This is a genomic window from Promicromonospora sp. NPDC050880, from assembly GCF_044456525.1.
Lineage (GTDB): Bacteria > Actinomycetota > Actinomycetes > Actinomycetales > Cellulomonadaceae > Promicromonospora.
Map to the genome: position 1 here is coordinate 160,262 of NZ_JBITFV010000009.1, position 16,650 is coordinate 176,911.

The following is a 16,650-nucleotide window of genomic DNA, read 5'->3' on the forward strand; positions in this document are numbered from 1 at the left end:
CGGCCGTCCCCGGGGTGAACTACGTACGGCCCGGCGAGAGCAGCACCTGGATGCTGAGCGGGTCGAGGGTCGACGCCGTCCGCGGCCCGGCCTCGTCCTCGGGCACGCGCGGGGCGTCCCACCCGGAGTCCCAGACCAGCTCCCACGGTGCGTCGCCGTCCGCCCGGGCGGGCAGGGTCACCGCGACGTCACCGAAACCGCCGTTGAGCACCAGCAGCACGTCGGCGTCGCCCGCGCCGGGCCCGGGGCGCAGCATCTGCAGCACACGCCGCCCGGGCTCGTTCCAGGTGGCGGGCTCCATCAGCGCACCGGTCTCGGCGAACCACAGCAGGTCCGGGTCCGACTCGTGCGGCCGTGGCGAGCCCAGGTAGAACGAGTCGGCCCGCAGCGCGGCGTGCTCGCGCCGCAGTCGCAGCAGGTAGCGGGTGGTCTCCAGGAGGTCGGTGGCGGCGTCGTCGAGCGCCCACCGGATCCAGGACGTCTCGTTGTCCTGGACGTAGGCGTTGTTGTTGCCGCCCTGGCTGCGGCCCAGCTCGTCGCCCGCCGTCAGCATGGGGGTGCCCGCCGCCAGCAGCAGGGTGGCCAGCAGGTTGCGCTGCGACTTGCGACGCGGCGGCACGATGGCCTGCCAGGGGTCGGTCGTGGCGTCGTCGCCGGACGGCGTGTGGCCCTCGATGCCGTGGTTCCACGACAGGTTGTTGTCCGAGCCGTCGCGGTTGCCCTCGCCGTTGGCCTCGTTGTGCTTGTGGTCGTAGGCCACCAGGTCGGCGAGCGTGAAGCCGTCGTGCGCCGTCACGTAGTTGACCGACGCCACCGGCCCGCGCACCAGCGGCGGGTCACCGGGGCCGAACAGGTCCGCGCTCCCCGCCAGCCGCGTGGCCAGGTCGCGCAGGCCGAGCATCTCCTGCCCGCGCACGCCCTGCTTGGGCGCGTCGAGCCAGAACCCGCGCACGGCGTCCCGGAACCGGTCGTTCCACTCCGCCATCGGCGGCGGGAACGAGCCCGTCTGCCAGCCGCCCGGCCCCACGTCCCACGGCTCCGCGACCAGCTTGAGCCCCGACAGCACCGGATCCGTCTGGAGCGCCACGAGGAACGGGTGGTCCGGGTCGAAGCCGACGTTGCCGCGCCCCAGCGTCACGGCCAGGTCGAACCGGTAGCCGTCCACGCCCACCGTCTGCGCCCAGTAGCGCAGCGAGTCCAGGGCCATCTGGATCACCCGCGGGCGCCGGAAGTCGAGGGAGTTGCCGGTACCGGTGACGTCCGCCAGGGCGGCGGGCGAGGCGCCGTCGTGCAGGTAGTAGACCGGGTTGTCGAGGCCGCGCCACGCGAGGTGCAGGCCGTCGTCGCCACCCTCGCCGGTGTGGTTGTAGACCACGTCGAGCAGCACCTCGATGCCCGCCTCGTGCAGCAGGTGCACCATGCCGCGCACCTCGTCGAGCACGGCCTCCGCACCCTGCTCCTGCGCGGCGCGGGTCGCGTAGGCGGCGTTGGGCGCGAAGAACCCGAGCGTGTTGTAGCCCCAGTAGTTCGGCAGCCCGTGCGCGGCGAGGCGCGGTTCGGCCACGCTCTTGTGGATCGGCAGCAGCTCCAGCGTCGTGACACCGAGGCTCAGCAGGTGCTCGACGACGGCCGGGTGCGCCGCCCCCGCGTAGGTGCCCCGCAGCTCGGCGGGGATGTCCTCGCGGAGCATCGTCAGCCCGCGCACGTGCGCCTCGTAGATCACGGTGTCCGCCCAGGGCACGCGCGGCCGCGTCAGCGGCGGTGGCGGCGTCAGCGGCCCGACCACGACGGAGTGCGGCACGTACGGCAGCGAGTCGGTCCCGTCCGCCGCCCCGTACGGGTCGCCGAGCCACAGGCCGGGGCCGGGCCGGTCGTCCTGCCGCGCCGAGACCGAGCCGATCACCTCGGGCCCGTAGCGCAGGCGGCCCGCGAACCCCCGCGCGTACGGGTCCGCCAGCAGCTTGGCCGGGTTGTGCCGCAGCCCCGCGTGCGGGTCCCAGGGCCCGTGCACGCGGAAGCCGTAGCGCTGGCCCGGGGCGACGTCCGGCACGTGCGTGTGCCAGACGCCGTACACCGGACCCACCATCTCGACCCGCCGCTCGGTGTACCGGGCGGGATCGTGCTCGTCCAGGGCCGGGTCGGTGACGTCGATGAGGCACAGGTCGACGGCGGTCGCGTGCGACGCGAGCACCGCCGCGTCGATACCGCCGTCGGGCGTGACGTACACGCCCAGCGGCGGCACGTGGCTGCGCCGGGCCGTCGGCCGGATCAGCGGCCGCACGACCTGGCGGGGCGCCGGCTCGCCCGGCGCCCGTTGCGGTTCGACTCTTTCTGACTGCGCCATGTGATCAATCGTTGCAGGACTGTCGGCGGACACGATCCGTGCCACACCGCTCGGCGTCGTACCGTAACCCCATGCGCATCGTCGTCACCGTCAAGTACGTCCCGGACATCAACACCGAGCGCGGCTTCTCCGGTGGCCGGGTCGTCCGTGCGGCCGCGGAGGGCAGCCTGAACGAGCTCGACGAGAACGCGATCGAGGCCGCCCTGCGGCTGCTGGAGGCCGAGCGGGCCTCGGGCGCGATCGGCCCGGACGAGGGCGAGGTCGTGGTGGTCACCATGGCCGGCCCCGACGGCGACCTCGCCGTGCGCAAGGCCTTCCAGTTCGGCGTGGACCGCGGCATCCGCGTGTCCGGCGACGAGCTGGCCGGCTCGGACTACTTCGGCACCGCCGCGGTGCTCGCCGCCGCGATCCGCAGGCTCGGCCAGGAGTCGCCGGTGGACCTCGTGGTGACGGGCATGGCGGCGCTGGACGGCCTCGGCTCCGTGGTGCCGACGCTGCTCGGCGCCGAGCTCGGCCTGCCCACCCTGAACCTCGCCAAGAAGGTCGACCTCGCCGACGGCGTCCTGACGATCACGCGCGAGATCGACGACGCCACCGAGGTGCTGTCCGCGCCGCTGCCCGCCGTGCTGTCCGTGACCGACGGCGCCAACCAGCCGCGGTTCCCCGGCTTCAAGCTCATCATGGCGGCCCGCACCAAGGAGATCGAGGTGTGGTCGCCGGCCGACCTCGGGCTGGACACCGCCCTGGCCGGCGCCTCCGGGGCCCGCACCGAGGTGCTGGCCGCGGCCCCGCGCCCCGAGCGGGCCGAACCCGAGATCGTCACCGACAAGGGTGAGGGCGGCGTGGCCCTGGCCGGCTTCCTCATCCGCAACGACCTGGTCTGAGCCGGAGCGGAACCGGAGCCCCCAGACCGCACAGACAGCGCCTGACGAAAGGCACGTGATGACCAACCGCACCGTCCTGGTCCTGCTCGACCCGGCCACCGAGGTCCGCACCAGCGCCCTGGAGCTCCTCACCATCGCCCGCGGGCTCGGCCGCGTCGAGGCCGTCACCCTGGAGGCCCCGACCGTCGAGGTGCTCGCCCAGCTCGGCACCTACGGCGTCGAGACCGTGCACCAGGCCGAGCTGTCCCGGGACGGCGCCTGCGTGAGCGGCGACGAGCGGCACCTGCCCGCCGTCGTCGCGTCCGCGCTCGCCGCCGCCGTCCGGCTGACCGACGCCGACCTGGTGCTGCTGCCCACCTCGTTCGCCGCCAAGGAGGCCGCGGCGCTCGCGGCCCGCGACCTGGGCGCGGGCCTGGTCATCGACGCCGCCTCCGTGCGCGACGTGGACGGCCGGGTCGTGGCCGGCAAGCGCGTGTTCGCCGGGGCGTGGGACACCGAGTGCGCCGTGACCACCGACGTCGCCGTCGTGACCGTCCGGGCCAACTCCGCCGTGGCGCAGCCCGCGCAGGCCGCGGTCGAGCCGGTGACCGAGGGGTACGCCGTCGAGGTGGCACCGTCCCCGGTGACGCTCGTGTCGCGTGCGGTCAAGGCCGACACGAGCGGCCGCCCGCCGCTCGACCAGGCGGCGATCGTGGTGGCCGGCGGGCGCGGCACCGAGGGCGACTTCGGCCCCGTGGAGGACCTCGCGGACGCCCTGGGTGCCGCGGTGGGCGCGTCGCGTGACGCCGCGTTCGAGGGTTGGTGGGACACCTACGTGGGACAGACCGGCGTGACCGTCGCCCCGCGCGTCTACATCGGCGCCGGCATCTCGGGGGCGCCGCACCACCGGGGCGGCATGCAGGCGTCCCAGGTGATCGTGGCGGTGAACAGCGACCCGGAGGCGCCGATCTTCGAGATCTGCGACTTCGCGGTGGTCGGGCAGCTCGCCGACGTGCTCCCGCAGGCCGCGGCGGAGATCCGCCGGCACAAGGGCTGAGGCGCGGCGCACCGGGGTGGTGGGATGACGTGGTGGAGCCGATCATGACCCCCGCGGGCGGGCTCGGGCCCGCCGAGCGGCGACGGGCCGCCCGTCACCTGCTGCTCGACGGGTTCGGGGTGGCCGCGCAGGAGCGCCTGGCCGCGGCGCGGGTCGTCGTGGTCGGGGCCGGTGGCCTCGGGTCGCCGGTGCTCCAGTACCTCGCGGCGGCCGGCGTCGGCACGCTCGGCGTCATCGACGACGACGCCGTCGAGACGTCCAACCTGCAGCGCCAGGTGCTGCACACCGCGGCCGACGTGGGCCGCGCCAAGACCGACTCCGCCGCCGACGCGCTGCGTGCCCTGGCGCCCGAGGTCCGGGTGATCGCGCACCGGGACCGGCTGACCCGCGAGAACGCCGCGTCGATCCTGGCCGGCTACCACCTGGTGGTGGACGGGTCGGACACGTTCGAGACCCGGTACGCCGTGTCCGACGCCGCCGCGGCGCTGGGCCTGCCCGTCGTCTGGGGCACGGTGCTCGGCTGGGACGGCCAGGTGAGCGTCTTCTGGTCGGCCGCCCCGGACGGGCGCGCCATCACCTACCCGGACGTGTTCGGACCGCAGCCGCCCGAGGGCGAGTCGTGCGCGACGGTCGGCGTGCTGAGCCCGGCGTGCGGCGTCGTGGGCTCGACCATGGCGGTCGAGGCGGTCAAGGTGCTGACCGGGACGGGCGACCCGGCGCTGGGCCGGCTGCTGGCCTACGACGCGCGCACCTCGGGGTGGGACACGATCACGCTGGCGGCGCCGGGCGGGGCGGACGAGGGTGCCGGGGCGTCGTCCGAGGGTGGTGCGCCGGGTCACGCCGGGGGTGCCGTGGGGCTCACGGGCGATGAAGCGGATCCTGCGGGCTCCACGGACTCCGCGGGGGGTGCTGCGGCGTCCGGGGGAGACCCCGCGGCGCCGTCCGACGGCTCCGCCGTCGCACCCGGCCCCGGCGTCCTGCTCCTGGACGTCGGGCTGCGCCCGGGCGCCGTGCCCGGTGCCGTGTTCGCACGGCTGGAGGACCTGGCGGCCGGGAACTTCCCGGCGGAGCTGCTGGACCACCCCCTCGACGGCCCGGTGCTCGTGGTCTGCGAGCGCGGCCTGCGGTCGCGCGGCGCGGAGCAGCTCCTGCGCGCCGAGGGGTGGCGGGACGTCACCAGCCACGCGATCCTCGGGTGAGGAAAGCCCTCACCACCTGCCGGACATGTCCCGTTCACCTGCGCGTACCGGGGCTTTCGCGGCCGGGACACCGCCTGCTCCTAGGTTGACGACGTCCCACCCCCCTTTCGGACCGGAGAACCTCCGATGACGATCGCCCCTGAGAACCGCCCCCTGCTGACGGTGCACACGCACGCGCGTGGCAAGCGCAGCCCCGTGACCTGCCGCCTCAAGTGCAATGACGCGTGCCTTCACCCCGCTCCGAACGAGAGCGCCAACGAGTACTTCAAGGACGTCGTGAGCTCCGTGCTGTCGCGCCGCGCGATGCTCGGCACCATGGCGGTCGCCGCCGGTGCCGTGGTGATCGGCGCGCAGGCCGCCGGGGCGCCGTCCGCCACCGCGACGACGCTGGCCGAGGGCCGCCTGCCGGGGCACGGGGACGGTCGCGGCCTGGCCTTCGGTGCCATCGAGCCGCAGCCCGTCGACGTCGACGCGCTGGTCGTGCCCGAGGGCTACACCTGGGACCCGATCATCCGCTGGGGCGACCCGATCCTCCCGGGCGCCCGTACCTTCGACCCGGACAACCAGTCGCCCGAGCAGCAGGCCAAGCAGTTCGGCTACAACTGCGACTACCTCGACATCCTGCCGATCCGGCCGGGTGACAAGAGCCGCGGCACCCGAGGGCTCCTGGTGTCGAACCTCGAGTACACGAACGCCGAGATCATGTTCCCGCCCACGGAGAAGTACTGGGACACCGCCGCCGACGGCAGCCGCACCCAGAACGCCTACGCGCGTGCGATCGAGCGCGCCGCGCACGGCATGGCCGTGGTCGAGGTGCGCCGTCGTTCGACGGGCAAGCCGTGGGACTACCAGCGGATCAGCGTCTACAACCGGCGCATCCACCTGGGCACCGAGTTCGTGCTCGACGGCCCGGCGGCGGGCTCCGACCTGCTGAAGACCGCCGCGGACCCGACGGGTACCCGCGTGCTCGGCACCATGAACAACTGCGCGGGCGGCACCACGCCGTGGGGCACGGTGCTGTCCGGCGAGGAGAACTTCAACGGCTACTTCGTGGCCGCCGGCGCGAACCCGACCGCCGACGCCCGCTACGGCATCGGCTCCTCGACCAGCTACGGCTGGGAGAAGGACGAGGCCCGCTTCGCGCAGTCCGAGGGCTACGAGAACGAGGCCAACCGGTTCGGCTGGATCGTCGAGATCGACCCGTACGACCCGGACGCCAAGCCCGTGAAGCACACCGCCATGGGCCGGTTCAAGCACGAGGGCGCCAACGTCACGCTGTCCCGCTCGGGCCACGCCGTGGCCTACATGGGCGACGACCAGGCGTTCGACTACGTCTACAAGTTCGTCTCGAAGAACCGCGTCGCCAAGGGCGACTCCCGCTGGGCGCGCGCCCACAACAAGACCCTCCTGTCCGAGGGCGACCTGTTCGTCGCGAAGTTCACCGGCGACTCGCCGGCCGCCGAGATCGACGGCTCGGGCGCCCTGCCCTCCGACGGCGCCTTCGACGGCACCGGCGAGTGGATCCCGCTCGTCAAGGACGGCCGCAGCAAGGTGCCCGGCATGTCCCTCGAGGAGGTGCTGGTCTACACGCGCCTGGCCGCGGACAAGGTCGGCGCCACCAAGATGGACCGCCCGGAGGACGTCGAGATCAGCCCCGTCACGGGCCGCATCTACGTCGCGTGCACCAACAACTCCGGCCGCACCCCGACCAACACGGTCGAGGGCGCCACGGAGCCCAACCCGCGCACCCACAAGGTCGTGAACGGGGTCACCACCAACGGCAACCGGGACGGCCACGTGGTCGAGATCATCCCGTCCGGCGACCAGACCTCCACCCGGTTCACGTGGAACCTGCTGCTGGTGGCGGGCGACCCGGCCGTCGAGGGCACGTACTTCTCCGGCTACCCCAAGGACCGGGTCTCGCCGATCTCGTGCCCGGACAACCTGGCGTTCGACGCCGAGGGCAACCTCTGGATCTCCACCGACGGACAGCCGAGCTCCAGCGGCATCGCCAAGTGCGACGGCCTGTTCAAGGTGCCCGTCGCCGGCCGCGAGCGCGGTCACGTGCAGCAGTTCCTCTCGGTGCCCGCCGGCGCCGAGACCTGCGGCCCGCTGGTCGACTCGCGCGACGGCATGGTCTACGTCAACGTGCAGCACCCGGGCGAGAACGGTTCGTTCGACGCACCGGAGTCCTTCTTCCCGGACTACGTCGCGGCCGGCGTCCGCCCCGAGGCGGGCGACTTCCGCGGCCCGCGCCCCACGGTCGTCCAGGTCTACCGCGACCGCCGCTGACCCGAGCCGCTGACCCGAGCCGCTGAGTGCGGGACATTCGCCCTTCCGAACGCCTCGGGAGGTCGAATATCCCGCACTCAGCGGTCTTTGGTTCGCGTGGGGATCGCGGGGGTCACACCACGGGAAGCGTTGGCGGCCCCGAGACGTTCGTAGACTTGATGACCGTGACCACCCCGCCCCCCGAGCCCGAGCGCGCGCCCCTGACGGTGTCGCACGGCGAGGCGCCCCGCGAGCCGGACGGCGCCTACCTCGACCACGCCGCGACCACGCCCATGTCGGCCGCGGCGCTCGCGGCGTTCGTCGCCGAGGCGCAGCGCACCGGCAACGCGTCGTCGCTGCACTCCGCGGGCCGTACGTCGCGCCGTGCGGTCGAGGAGGCGCGCGAGACCCTCGCCCACGCCCTGGGCGCCCGGCCGAGCGAGGTCATCTTCACGTCCGGCGGCACCGAGGCGGACAACCTCGCGATCAAGGGCATCTTCTGGGGGCGCCGCGCCCAGGACACGCGCCGCACCCGCGTGCTCGTCTCCGCCGTCGAGCATCACGCGGTGCTCGACCCCGCGTTCTGGCTGGCCGGCCATGCGGGTGCCGAGATCGTGCTCCTGCCCGTGGACGGCGACGGCGTGCTCGACCTCGACGCCCTGCGCGCGGAGCTCGCCGCCCACGGCGACGAGACCGCGCTGATCAGCGTGATGTGGGCCAACAACGAGGTGGGCACCATCCAGCCGGTCCGTGACGTGGTGCGCGCCGCCCGGCCCTACGGCATCCCCGTGCACACCGACGCCGTGCAGGCGGTGGGTCAGACCGAGGTGGACTTCACGGCGTCCGGCGTGGACGCCATGACCGTGTCCGGGCACAAGTTCGGCGGCCCGGTCGGCGTCGGCGCGCTGCTGGCCCGGCGAGACCTGGCGCTCGACGCCGTGCTGCACGGCGGCGGCCAGGAGCGCGGCGTGCGATCCGGCACGCTGGACACCGCGTCGATCGCGGCCTTCGGCGTCGCCGCTCGGCACGCCGTCGACTGCCTGCCGCAGCGCGCGGCCCGTCTGTCCGCCCTGCGCGACGACCTCGTCGCCCGGGTGCGGGACGCCGCCCCGGACGCCGTGCTGCGCGGCGCGGACCCGGCGTCGGGCCTGCGCCTGCCGGGCAACGCCCACTTCACGTTCCCGGGCGCCGAGGGCGACTCGCTGCTCTACCTCCTCGACTCGGCGGGCGTCCAGGCCTCGACCGGTTCCGCGTGCCAGGCGGGCGTGCCGCAGCCGTCGCACGTGCTGCTGGCGATGGGCGTGCCCGAGACCGAGGCCCGCGGTGCCCTGCGGTTCACGCTCGGGTCGACGTCCGTCGAGTCCGACGTCGACCGGCTCGTGGCCGCGCTGCCCCAGGTGGTCGCCCGGGCCCAGGCCGCGGGCCTGGTGTCGGGCCGGGCGCTGGGCGGTGTCTCGTGAGGGTGCTGGCCGCCATGTCGGGCGGCGTCGACTCCGCCGTGGCCGCCGCGCTCGCCGTGGAGGCGGGGCACGACGTGGTGGGCGTGCACATGGCGCTGTCCCGCAACCGCGACCAGTTCCGCACGGGTTCGCGCGGCTGCTGCTCCATCGAGGACGCCGGCGACGCCCGCCGCGCGGCCGACGTGCTCGGCATTCCGTACTACGTGTGGGACCTGTCCGAGCGGTTCGAGGACACGGTCGTGGCCGACTTCCTCTCGGAGTACGAGGCCGGGCGCACCCCCAACCCGTGCGTGCGCTGCAACGAGCACATCAAGTTCGAGGCCCTGCTCGACAAGGCGACCGCCCTCGGCTTCGACGCCGTCGCGACGGGCCACTACGCGCAGATCGTCACGCGGGAGGTCGCCCTGCCCGACGGCGGCGCGCGCACCGTGCGCGAGCTGCACCGCTCGCCGAACGACGCCAAGGACCAGTCGTACGTGCTGGCCGTGGCGGGGCCCGAGCGGCTCGCCCGTGCGATGTTCCCGCTCGGCGGCTTCGCGTCCAAGGACGAGGTGCGCGCCGAGGCTGCGCGCCGCGGCCTGTCGGTCTCGGCCAAGCCCGACTCCTACGACATCTGCTTCGTGGCCGACGGCGACACCCGCGGCTTCCTGCGCGAGCGCCTGGGTTCGCGCCCGGGCGAGGTGGTCGACGTCGACGGCGAGGTGGTGGGCGAGCACGACGGCGCCTACGCGTTCACCGTGGGACAGCGGCGGGGCCTCGCGCTGGGACGTCCGGCGGCCGACGGCAGGGCGCGCTACGTGGTGGACGTGCAGCCCGCGACCAACACCGTGGTGGTGGGCCCGGCCGAGCTGCTGAGCGTGGACCGGATCGCGGGGGAGAAGGCCCTGTGGTTCGACGGGGTGCTGCCGGACGGCGCCGGGCCTGGGGCCGGGGCACCGGAGGGCGCCGTCGTGCCGGACGCGGACGGCTGGTTCGACGCCGAGGTGCAGGTGCGCGCGCACGGGGCACCCGTCGCGGCGCGCGTCCGCGCGGTGGCCGGGGTGGAGCCGGCTGGGGTCGGGGCCGGGGCTGGGTCGGTGTCCGCGGGTGAGTTGGTGTCCGCTGGTGGGTCGGTGTCCGCGGGTGAGTTGGCGACTGCGGGTGAGTCGGCGTCCGCGGGTGAGCTGGCGTCCGCGGGTGAGCTGGCGACCGCGGGCGGTCCGGCGACGCCGGGGATGGAGGTCGAGCTGACGGGCGGTACGCTGCGAGGCGTCGCGCCCGGTCAGTCCCTGGTCGTGTACCGAGGGACGCGGGTGCTGGGCCAGGCAACGGTGTCCCACGCCGGACGCTCCCGGGCGCGAAGCTGACGCGGCCCGCCCGGCACTGACATCGGTCCCCTGCCCGATCTGCCCTGTCGACTTCGGTCGGAGGTACCGAGATCGGTCGTTCAACGGACCGATCTCGGGGCTGGCGACCGATCGGCGGTTGTGATCGGGTGCGAGGGACCGATCAGCGGTTGTGATCGGGTGCGAGGGACCGATCAGCGGTCCTGATCGGGTGCGAGGGACCGATCAGCGGTCCTGATCGGGTGCGAGGGACCGATCAGCGGTCCTGATCGGGTGCGAGGGACCGATCAGCGGTTCCGATCCGGTGCAAGGGACCGATCATCCGTCCTGATCCGGTGCACGCGACCGACCAGCCGTCCCGATCCCATGCAAGGGACCGAAACAGCGCGACCCTGGCCTGCACCACCCCCTATCTGAACGAGGAGAGCCGATGACCGCGGTGAGCGGGCACGGGCCGTGGCCCGGCAGCGAGCGTGACGTGCTCGACGCACAGCAGACCGCCCTGGGCGAGCTCGCCGAGCTGCCGACCGGCGTGGACGCGGTGCCCTTCCTGACGCAGCTCACGCAGCGCGGCCCGGGCGCGGACCCGCTGGGACGGACGGCGGTGCTCCTGACCGAGATGCCCGTCGAGCTCGGCCCCCACGGCTGGAAGCTCACCGACCACCCCGGTGCCGACGCCCGGCGCGCGGACGCGTTCTGGCGCGAGGACCTCGGCGCGCTGGCCGTCGCGGCGCACGGCCACACGGGTGCGCTCACCGTCGAGGTGCTGGGGCCGTGGACCCTGGCGGCCCAGCTCTGGGCGGCCCGCGGCGACCGCGTCCTGGCCGACACCGGGGCGCGTGCCGACCTGGGCCTGGCGCTCGCCGACGGTGTGCGCAGGCTGGTCTCCGACGTCGTGGCCCAGGTGCCCGGCGCCGAGGTGACCGTGCAGCTCGCGGAGCCGCTGCTCGGCCAGGTGCACGCGGGCGTGCTGCCCACGTTCTCCGGCTACTCGCGGCTGCGTGCCGTGGCCGGACCCGAGATCGTGGAGGGTCTGGAGCCGGTGCTCGCCGCGGTACGGGACGCGGGCGCGCGCTCGGTGGTGCACCTGGGGGGCACCTGGGTGGGAGTGCCGCCGGTGGTGCTCGCGGGCGCCGACGCGCTGGGCCTCGACCTTGCCGACGTCGGTCCGGGCGGGTGGAACGAGAAGGCCTGGGAGCTGATCGCCCGCGCCGTGGAGCGGGGCACCGGGCTGTGGGCCGGGCTGCCGCCGGCGCAGGTCTCGCAGTGCGCGGGCCCGGCGCTCGGCGCGCTGTCCGACCTGGTGGCGGTCCCGTGGCGACGGATCGGCCTGCCCGCCACGGGCCTTGCGGACGTCACGCTGCTGGCCGCGCACCGCGCCACGCTCGCCTCGGTGGACGCGCACCGCGCGGAGCTGGCCAACCTGGGCCGCGTCGCGGAGACCCTGGCGGAGCGGGCCGAGGCCTGACCGCCCGGCCGGCCCGGCGGACCCGGGCCGCGCCAGGTTCAGCCAGGCCGGCGCGGGGAGGTCAGCCCGCCAGCCGGTTCCACAGGAACGTCCAGTGGGTCGCCGCCATGTACGCCGCCTGGGCGTTGTCCGCCGCGCCGCCGTGCCCGCCCTCGATGTTCTCGTAGTACGTCACGTCCTTGCCCGCGGCCAGCATGAGCGCCGCCATCTTGCGGGCGTGACCGGGGTGCACGCGGTCGTCCTTGGTCGACGTCGTGAACAGCACCGGCGGGTACTCCCGTGCGGCGTCGAACAGGTGGTACGGCGAGAAACCGCGCACGAACGACCAGTCGTCGGTGTCCGGGTCGCCGTACTCGGCCATCCAGGACGCACCGGCCAGCAGGTGCGAGTACCGCTTCATGTCGAGCAGCGGCACGCCCACGATGATCGCCCCGAACAGCTCCGGGTACTGGGTCAGCATGTTGCCGGCCAGCAGCCCGCCGTTGGACCGGCCCTCCATGCCGAGCCGCTCCGGCGTCGTGACGCCGGTGGCCACCAGGTCGCGGGCGACGGCGGCGAAGTCCTCGTACGCACGGTGCCGGTTCTCCTTGAGCGCCGCCTGGTGCCACGCCGGCCCGTACTCGCCACCGCCGCGGATGTTCGCCACGGCGTACACCCCGCCGCGGTCCAGCCACGCGCGCCCGACGGTGCCCGAGTACCCGGGCAGGATCGCGTGCTCGAACCCGCCGTAGCCCCACAGCAGCGTGGGCGCGGGACCCGCCGCGCCGGAGACGAGGTCCGCCCGGCCGACGACGAAGTACGGCACCCGCGTGCCGTCGTCGGACGTGGTGAACCGCTGCTGCACCTCCAGCCCCGCGGTCTCGAAGTAGGACGGCGCGGACCGGAGCACCTCGGGCTCCGCCGGCGTACCGCCCACGGTGGCCAGGCTCAGGGTCGACGGCGTGAGGTAGCCGGTGGTGACCACCCAGACGTCGTCGGAGTCGACCACGTCCACCGCGCCCACGCCGACGGTGAGCAGCTCGCCGCCCACGGGCAGCTCGCCGCGTACCCACTCGCCGCCCGCCGCCCCGGCGTCCGAGCCCGCCCCGCCGTCCGCCGGCGGCGTCAGCACGTGGAGCAGGTTCTTCACGTCGTCCAGCACGTTGACCACGAGGTGGTGCCGCGTCCAGGTGACCCCGGCGAGCGACGTCGTCGGCGTGGGCTCGAAGAGGACCGTCAGGTCGCGCGACCCGGCCATGAACGCGTCGAACAGCGCGGCCAGCAGCGAGCCGGCGCGGTACGTGGCGCCGCCGACGCTCCAGTCGTCGCGCAGCCGCACGAGCATCCACTCGCGGTGCAGGCTCACGTTCGCCGAGTCCGGCACGTCGATCTTGGTCAGGGCCTGCCCGGCCGTGCCCACGCCCGTGGCCAGGTAGGTCTCGTTGGCGTAGAACCGCAGGGCGCGGTGCACCAGGTCGCGCTCGAAGCCCGGGGTGTGCGAGCGGGACGCACTGATGTACATGTCCTGCTCGGTGCCCTCGTAGACGAGGGTCGCCTCGGCCAGCGGCGTGCCGCGCCGCCACAGCCTGACCTGGCGCGGGTAGCCCGACGGCGTCATCGTGCCGGCGCCGAAGTCCGTGTACACGTAGACGGTGTCCGCGTCGACCCACGACAGCCCGCCCTTGGCCTGGGCCCGGACGAAACCGCCCGCCTCCGGGGCGACGAACTGCTTGGTGACCAGGTCGAACTCGCGTGTCACGTCGGAGTCGGAGCCACCGGGGGAGAGGTCCACCAGCGCGTGCCGCCGCGGCTCGCCGGCCGCGATCTGCTCCGGCGTCGGGCGCAGCACGCTCGCGCCGTGCCAGACCCAGCTCTCGCCCTCCTGCTCGGCCAGGGCGTCGAGGTCGAGGACGGTCTCCCACTCGGGCTCGCCGGTCCGGTAGGAGTCGAGGGTGGTGCGGCGCCAGAGGCCGCGCCGGTGCGCGGCGTCCTGCCAGAAGTTGTAGTAGTGCTCGCCGACCTTGGAGACGTGCGGGATCTTGTCGTCCGAGTCGAGCACCTCGCGCACGGCACGCTCCGTGGCGGTGAAGGCCTCGCCGCCGAGCGCAGCCGCGCTGTGGGCGTTGCGCTCGCGCACCCACTCCAGGGCGGTGTCGCCCTCGACGTCCTCGAGCCACGCGAACGGGTCGGGGGCCCAGGGGTCCAGGGGGGTCGTGGGGAGAGCGGTCCGGGGGGTGGTCTGGGTGTGCTCGACGCTCATGGTGAGCACCCTACGCGGCCGACCGTGGCGGGGTGGCCGGCCGGGCGGCGGTCCGCGCGGCCGTTCCGGAGGTGCGTCAGGCTCCCGCATCGCACCTGCCCGCTTTTAGCCCTATTGTGGTGTTATCGCGCCATGAGGGTGCCACATTCCTCAATGGCAGATATTTTCGCTTGTCGCACCACAGTCGCGCCCTTCCACGGCCAGGACGCTCTGTGGTAGAAACTGCACTCCAGGGGGTTGTTCGCCCTCTTCAGCCGAGTCTTCCCAGACTCTGACGAGACAACAACTTAGGGGGATCGGCTCGGTGAGCTCGATGTCTTCTTCTCCTCCGCCGAGCAGGCTGCGCCAGGTCGCGCCCTGGGTGTGCGTCGCCGGCGTGCTTGCCTACGTACTCGTGGCACCTGTCTTGTTCACCGCCACCGGGGCCTCGTCGATGTGGCCCGCATGGCTGGTCGGCATCGCCGCCGTCGGTCTCGCCGTGGCTGCCGCGCTCATCGCGGCGCGGTCGTCCCGGGACGACATGGCCTCGCACGAGGACCTGGTCCTCGCCTACCGCCGGGCCGAGGAGCGCGCCGCCGCGGCGTCCGCCGCCCTCGACGCCCTGGCGAAGGAGCAGCTGCCCGCCTTCCTCGACAGCGAGCCCGCTCCGCCGCTGCCGCACCTGCCCGGCGACGCCGCCGCCCAGGCCCGCCTCGACGAGGCCGCGAGCATGCTCGCCCGGGTGCAGGAGGAGCGCGTCGCCCGCCGCGACGCCGTCCAGGTCGCCGTGGTCGCCCTGAGCCGCAAGGTCCAGGCCGCCGCGCACCGCATCCAGGAGGAGGCGGCGCGCATGGTGCAGCGCCACCCCACCGACCCGGACATCCTGCAGACCTCCATGCGCGTCGACCACGCGGCCGCCCAGCAGGCCCGCCAGGCCCAGAGCCTCGCGGCCCTGTGCGGCGAGTGGCCCGGTCAGCAGTGGAGCGAGCCCCTCCCGCTGCCCGACGTCGTCAAGGGCGCCGCCAGCCGGATCACCGCCTTCCACCGCGTCGAGGTCTCGGGTGACCCCGGGGTCGCCGTCTCCGCGCGGATCGTGGAGCCGCTCATCCACCTCGTGGCCGAGCTGCTGTCCAACGCCACCCAGTCCTCCCCGCCCACCACCCAGGTGCTCGTGGCCCTGCGCCAGGTGCAACGTGGTGCCGTCGTCGAGATCGACGACTGCGGCGTGGGCCTCGACCTCAAGCAGCTCGAGCAGGCGCGCGACATCGCCTCCGGCAAGCGCGAGATCAGCATCACCGAGCTCGGCGAGATCCCGCAGACGGGCCTGGCCGTGGTCGGTACCTACGCACGCCGGCACGGCTTCCGCGTCGACGTCACCGAGTCCGTGTACGGCGGTCTGCGCGCCATCGTCATGATCCCGGCCGAGCTCACCGAGGCAGTGGTGCCGTCGGGGATGCTCACGCCGGCAGCGACCCTGCCGAGCGCCACCACGCCGTCCAGCGGGGTGTCGGCGCTCGGGTCCAGCCGCAGCGCCACCGCCGTCGTCGAGGCACCGCTCGCACCCGAGCTGCCCACCGCGAAGCCCGCGGACGACGACGAGTGGCCCGCCCCCGCGGCACCCGACCCTGTGACCGAGGTCCTGGCCGAGCCGCTGAGCGCGCCCGGCGAGACCGTCGACGACGAGGAGGAGACGCCCGTGGCCGGTGCCCCGGTGCAGGCCCCTGGCGAGCTGCCCCTGCGTCCTGGGCGGCCCCGCCCGGAGGACGACGAGTTCCCCGAGCCGTCCGCGCTCCCGCAGCGGCGTTCGCGCCGAGGAGAGGCGGACGCGCCCGAAGGACGGACCACGGCCCCGGAGCCCCGTACCAGCGCTCCGGGTGCTGCTCAGACGGCCGAGGAAGCCGGCGAGTGGATGGGCGCCTTCTTCAGCTCGAGCGAGGCTCGGTTCGGGGACTCACCTGACAGCAGCGAACCGCCGGCCGGTGCCGGCGGACCTTCGGAGGACCGATGACTACGCAGGCCGACGGCATGACGAGCACCGACGGCAACAGCTGGATGCTCGAGCTCATCAGTGGTGTACGGGGGGTGAGGCATGTCGTCGTGCTCACCTCGGACGGGCTGATGAAGGTCCGGACGGACCAGACACCGCTGGACGTGGCCGACAAGGTGGCGGCGGCGTGCGCCGGACTGGCGGCACTGGGTATCGGAATGAGCAGGGAGTTCGGGAACAGCGACACGATCCGCCAGGTGATGGTGGAGTTCGACGGCGGGTTCCTGTTCGTGCGGGGGGCCGGTGACGGTTCCCGCCTCGCGGTCGTGACCGAGGCGGTCATCGACCCGGCGCTGATCGCCCAGCAGATGCAGGCCCAGGTGCTGCAGATCGGGGAGCGCACCCTGCGCACCGACCCGATCACGGGCTGACCGGCCCGCCGGCGCCGTCCGGAAAGT

11 protein-coding genes are annotated in these 16,650 nt (G+C 74.0%); 9 read left to right on the forward strand and 2 right to left on the reverse strand.

Translation table 11 applies throughout. The features are described from left to right. Positions 1-19 precede the first annotated feature (19 nt). Positions 20-2,344 (reverse strand): glycogen debranching protein GlgX, encoded by a 2,325-nt coding sequence (gene glgX, locus ACIBBF_RS16240; RefSeq protein ID WP_397415134.1) that lies wholly within the window; start codon positions 2,342-2,344, stop codon positions 20-22. A 71-nt stretch (positions 2,345-2,415) separates the two neighbouring features. Between glgX and ACIBBF_RS16245 the strand changes: the two genes are divergently transcribed. The 7 genes from ACIBBF_RS16245 (at position 2,416) to ACIBBF_RS16275 (ending at position 11,987) form a co-directional block, all read left to right on the forward strand. After that, entirely contained in the window at positions 2,416-3,228 is an 813-nt protein-coding gene (locus ACIBBF_RS16245; protein WP_397415136.1) for an electron transfer flavoprotein subunit beta/FixA family protein, read from the forward strand. A 58-nt stretch (positions 3,229-3,286) separates the two neighbouring features. After that, complete coding sequence (locus ACIBBF_RS16250) at positions 3,287-4,264, forward strand: electron transfer flavoprotein subunit alpha/FixB family protein (protein WP_397415138.1); 978 nt, start codon at positions 3,287-3,289, stop codon at positions 4,262-4,264. Positions 4,265-4,308: 44 nt separating this feature from the next. Further along, positions 4,309-5,463 (forward strand): ThiF family adenylyltransferase, encoded by a 1,155-nt coding sequence (locus ACIBBF_RS16255; RefSeq protein ID WP_397415140.1) that lies wholly within the window; start codon positions 4,309-4,311, stop codon positions 5,461-5,463. 126 nt (positions 5,464-5,589) lie between these two features. Further along, positions 5,590-7,755 (forward strand): PhoX family protein, encoded by a 2,166-nt coding sequence (locus ACIBBF_RS16260; protein WP_397415142.1) that lies wholly within the window; start codon positions 5,590-5,592, stop codon positions 7,753-7,755. A 158-nt stretch (positions 7,756-7,913) separates the two neighbouring features. Beyond that, positions 7,914-9,194, forward strand: a complete 1,281-nt coding sequence (locus tag ACIBBF_RS16265; protein WP_397415144.1) for a cysteine desulfurase family protein — start codon at positions 7,914-7,916, stop codon at positions 9,192-9,194. After that, entirely contained in the window at positions 9,191-10,540 is a 1,350-nt protein-coding gene (gene mnmA / locus ACIBBF_RS16270; protein ID WP_397415146.1) for a tRNA 2-thiouridine(34) synthase MnmA, read from the forward strand. Before ACIBBF_RS16265 ends, mnmA begins: the two co-directional genes overlap by 4 nt. Before the next feature lie 409 nt (positions 10,541-10,949). After that, entirely contained in the window at positions 10,950-11,987 is a 1,038-nt protein-coding gene (locus ACIBBF_RS16275) for a hypothetical protein (RefSeq protein ID WP_397415148.1), read from the forward strand. Positions 11,988-12,048: 61 nt separating this feature from the next. On the opposite strand, the gene ACIBBF_RS16280 is transcribed toward ACIBBF_RS16275, so the two are convergent. Beyond that, entirely contained in the window at positions 12,049-14,226 is a 2,178-nt protein-coding gene (locus ACIBBF_RS16280; protein ID WP_397415150.1) for a prolyl oligopeptidase family protein, read from the reverse strand. A gap of 313 nt (positions 14,227-14,539) precedes the next feature. Between ACIBBF_RS16280 and ACIBBF_RS16285 the strand changes: the two genes are divergently transcribed. Continuing rightward, positions 14,540-16,213, forward strand: a complete 1,674-nt coding sequence (locus ACIBBF_RS16285; protein WP_397415152.1) for an ATP-binding protein — start codon at positions 14,540-14,542, stop codon at positions 16,211-16,213. After that, entirely contained in the window at positions 16,210-16,623 is a 414-nt protein-coding gene (locus ACIBBF_RS16290; RefSeq protein ID WP_220454811.1) for a roadblock/LC7 domain-containing protein, read from the forward strand. Before ACIBBF_RS16285 ends, ACIBBF_RS16290 begins: the two co-directional genes overlap by 4 nt. The last annotated feature ends 27 nt before the right edge of the window (positions 16,624-16,650 follow it).